The sequence below is a fragment of the Erwinia sp. genome, from assembly GCF_031978025.1.
Classification (GTDB): domain Bacteria; phylum Pseudomonadota; class Gammaproteobacteria; order Enterobacterales; family Enterobacteriaceae; genus Erwinia.
In genome coordinates this window covers 1-2747 of sequence record NZ_DALZCD010000399.1, presented here as the reverse complement: position 1 = coordinate 2747, position 2747 = coordinate 1, and the positions used below count along the sequence as shown (strand labels likewise).

Sequence of the window (2747 nt, the reverse complement as noted above, 5' to 3'; positions counted from 1 at the left end):
GGAGGAAGTCGCTGCTCTGGAAGCAAGACACGAACAGCTTGAACAGCTTGATACTGCGACAGATAAATATGTTGCAGAAGCATGCTCTCAGGGCAAATCCTCACCCGCCTGTCAAAATGCAAATGCCCTGGTTCAGGGCCTGCAAGAAACTTATAACGGAACGCTGGGAAGGCTAACCTATAAAGAACTGAATCGTGAGGATTACGATAAAGTCAGCCAGATTGTGGCAAATACGACCGCTGATAAATGGGATTATGCTATTGAGAATTATGCAAAATCCCGAAATATCAGTTATCAGGAAGCAAAGAATAAATTTGCGCTGGCTATTAATATTAACCAGACGGCAGATATTGTCGGCATATTGTATGGCCTTAAAGGTAACAAACCTGAAACAGGTATCATAAGTGCATCTGTAGCTTCAACGCTGAAACAGGTGCTGTCAAAATATAATGAGTTCAAACAGAACATTGCCAGCAGCACGAAAGGCAGCAATGATGCGCTGGCTATGGCAGGGGCAGCTAATGTTAACCATTCTTCAGCGGGCAAGGAGTTGCCACCGAATGCGTATCTGTCCACGGGCTCTATCGATAAAATACATACGGTAAAAGATTATAAATCTGAATTAAACAAAGGGGATAAGGTTAATTTAGAACTTTTCAACCAGCGAAAAAGTGTTTCTGGTAGTAAAGCAGAATTAATAGATCCTAAAACTGGTTGGAGACTTTCGCCTGACAGGGCCGGTAATAATTCTCATGGTGGTAGTGCATGGAAACTACTGGATAAAAATGGTAATAGAGTCGCAACATTAGATGCGAATGGGAATGTGTTGAGAAAATGATTAATTTATTAAATATTTTAAAGAATGCAAATTTTGATGATGAATTATCATTAAATAAATTATTTGCGCGTTTTAATGTTTCTTACTTTACTCATTACTTGAGTAGCGATGAGTTTCTCAATGAGACACTTATTTGTTTTTCTGATATAGGTAATGATCATGAGAAAGAAAGACTTTTCAAAGATATTGAAGGAAAGTTTTTTCATTTATATACTGAATTGTATGATTTGTCAAAGGGTCGCGTCAGTTTGGTATTAGATGGGTTTATTTATGAATACGTTGACTTTTCATGTTTCTCTAAAGCTTTGGAGTTAAGTTTAAGAGAGAATCCATTATATAATTTTTATTTTCATGAGGTAAGCCTATATGTTATGTCTGGATATGATTTGACCCACTGCTTCTATTTATTTAAAGAAAGTGATAGGTACATTAACGTAATAAGAAGTGCTGTGAAAAATTCAGGATTGCATATTCTTAAATAAAAATCTAAGCGATAGTTTTTTATTTTTGAGTAATCTATCGACAGTTGATTTCATACAACGGCAGCGATTGGTGGTGCGGTTTATGGGATGAAGGAAAATAGTTCGGTACAGGCGGGTCAGGCCCTTTCCAATGTAAAAGATCCTTCTTTCAATCCTTCCGGTACAGGTGGTTATGCACAACCGTGGTCGACCAAAAGTCGTATAAAATATGTAGAAATTCCAACGAAAGGTAAAATTCGCTTTGTCCCTGATAGCAATTATTCGCCCGGTAACCCATTACCATGGGGACCTAATAACGGCCACCCTAATAAATTCGGTAATGAATGGGTGAAAGGCCCCTCGCGTACCGCCGGGCAGGCTTTTGAATGGGATGTTCAACTATCACCAAAGGGCAACGCTCGACCTGGCTGAGCAACAATAGATGGTTCGCGTTTAAATATATCTCTTGATGGGTAAATAACACATAAATAACCAAGGTAAGTCTTTATGGAATATAAGGTCGGCTTTTATCAGGAGGTGGAAATATCCCCTGACTGCAAAGGAAAAAATAAGAAATATATAGGTAAAAAGGGCGGTGTTATGGGAGTAAGTGAAGAGGATGGGATACTTTATGGGTACTCAATAAAACTTTATGATGAAGAATATCTTTTGTCTTTTGATAAAGATGAAGTCATCCCAACGGGTAAACAGCTCACACAAAATGATTTTTATTAACCTTTAGACAAAACTAATGCCAGCCCACAGCGGCTGAAATTTTTGCTTTAACAATCAGTCAGCGCCCCGCCTCTACAGCTTCACCATCATCTGAATCACGTTTATCAATTTTCGCTGCTTACGGGCGGAGATCTTCGGGCAAAGCTGACGCAAGGTCTGCATCGCCTCCGGCTCCGGTGACGGTACTTCCGCCGCAGCAGCAGACAACCGTTCATTACACGCACATTAACCGGTGTCCCGGTTGTAAATCCTGCCACTTCCAGCCAGACACCTTTAAGCGTAATGCTGGGCGATGGGCGGAAATACTTCGAATTTAGTCGGGACCGAACCGCACTTTGTTAATCAGGGTTCCATAGCAGAGCGCCAGCTATACCTTCGGCGGCTCGGCCAGCATGAACTTTAGCCGTGAAAAGATGTATAGCAACTGGCAGAGCGTGGCGGAGCAGACGGGCATCTTTGCAGGTAAAGGCGGCTTTGACGTGACCGTCGATGACCACACGCAGCTGAACGGGGCGGTTATCGGCTCGACGGCAGCGGCGGCCCCACAGGCAGCCAGATGTTGGGCAACCTGGCCGGTACGATGCTGGCAGGCATCAACGGCGGCGGCAGCGCCGCGTCAGTGACAGAATCGGCGGTGAGCGGGGGCGCCATTACCGTCCGCAATGGCGATAAACAGCAGCAGAGCGTGGCTGACCTGAGCCGGGACGTGGCAA

At 43.2% G+C, this 2747-nt stretch carries 5 protein-coding genes and 1 pseudogene; 5 read left to right on the top strand and 1 reads right to left on the bottom strand.

Annotated elements, in window-relative coordinates:
- The 4 genes from RTK32_RS20900 to RTK32_RS20885 all read left to right on the top strand — a co-directional run.
- Nucleotides 1-838 (top strand): DUF6862 domain-containing protein (locus RTK32_RS20900; protein WP_409451122.1); only part of this gene is annotated, 838 nt, incomplete at its 5' end.
- The gene (locus RTK32_RS20895) at nucleotides 835-1320 is read left to right on the top strand and encodes a hypothetical protein (protein WP_312047290.1); all 486 of its coding nucleotides are present in this window, start codon (nucleotides 835-837) and stop codon (nucleotides 1318-1320) included. The genes RTK32_RS20900 and RTK32_RS20895, both read left to right, overlap by 4 nt.
- Nucleotides 1321-1407: 87 nt before the next feature.
- On the top strand, nucleotides 1408-1731 hold the full coding sequence (locus RTK32_RS20890; protein WP_312047289.1) for a polymorphic toxin type 17 domain-containing protein: 324 nt from the start codon (nucleotides 1408-1410) through the stop codon (nucleotides 1729-1731).
- Nucleotides 1732-1806: 75 nt separating this feature from the next.
- Nucleotides 1807-2034: an Imm31 family immunity protein gene (locus tag RTK32_RS20885; protein ID WP_312047288.1), complete on the top strand. Its 228-nt coding sequence runs from the start codon at nucleotides 1807-1809 to the stop codon at nucleotides 2032-2034.
- Between the two features lie 104 nt (nucleotides 2035-2138).
- Here RTK32_RS20885 and RTK32_RS20880 read toward each other — a convergent pair whose 3' ends face one another.
- On the bottom strand, nucleotides 2139-2297 hold the full coding sequence (locus RTK32_RS20880) for a SymE family type I addiction module toxin (RefSeq protein ID WP_409451123.1): 159 nt from the start codon (nucleotides 2295-2297) through the stop codon (nucleotides 2139-2141).
- A gap of 114 nt (nucleotides 2298-2411) precedes the next feature.
- On the opposite strand from RTK32_RS20880, the pseudogene RTK32_RS21375 reads away from it, so the two are divergent.
- Nucleotides 2412-2747, top strand: a pseudogene (locus RTK32_RS21375) (adhesin); the annotation flags it as partial.

Coding starts and splice junctions, on each gene's coding strand:
- RTK32_RS20890 (WP_312047289.1), top strand. CDS start 1,408: ATGAAGGAAAATAGTTCGGTACAGGCGGGTCAGGCCCTTTCCAATGTA.
- RTK32_RS20895 (WP_312047290.1), top strand. CDS start 835: ATGATTAATTTATTAAATATTTTAAAGAATGCAAATTTTGATGATGAA.
- RTK32_RS20885 (WP_312047288.1), top strand. CDS start 1,807: ATGGAATATAAGGTCGGCTTTTATCAGGAGGTGGAAATATCCCCTGAC.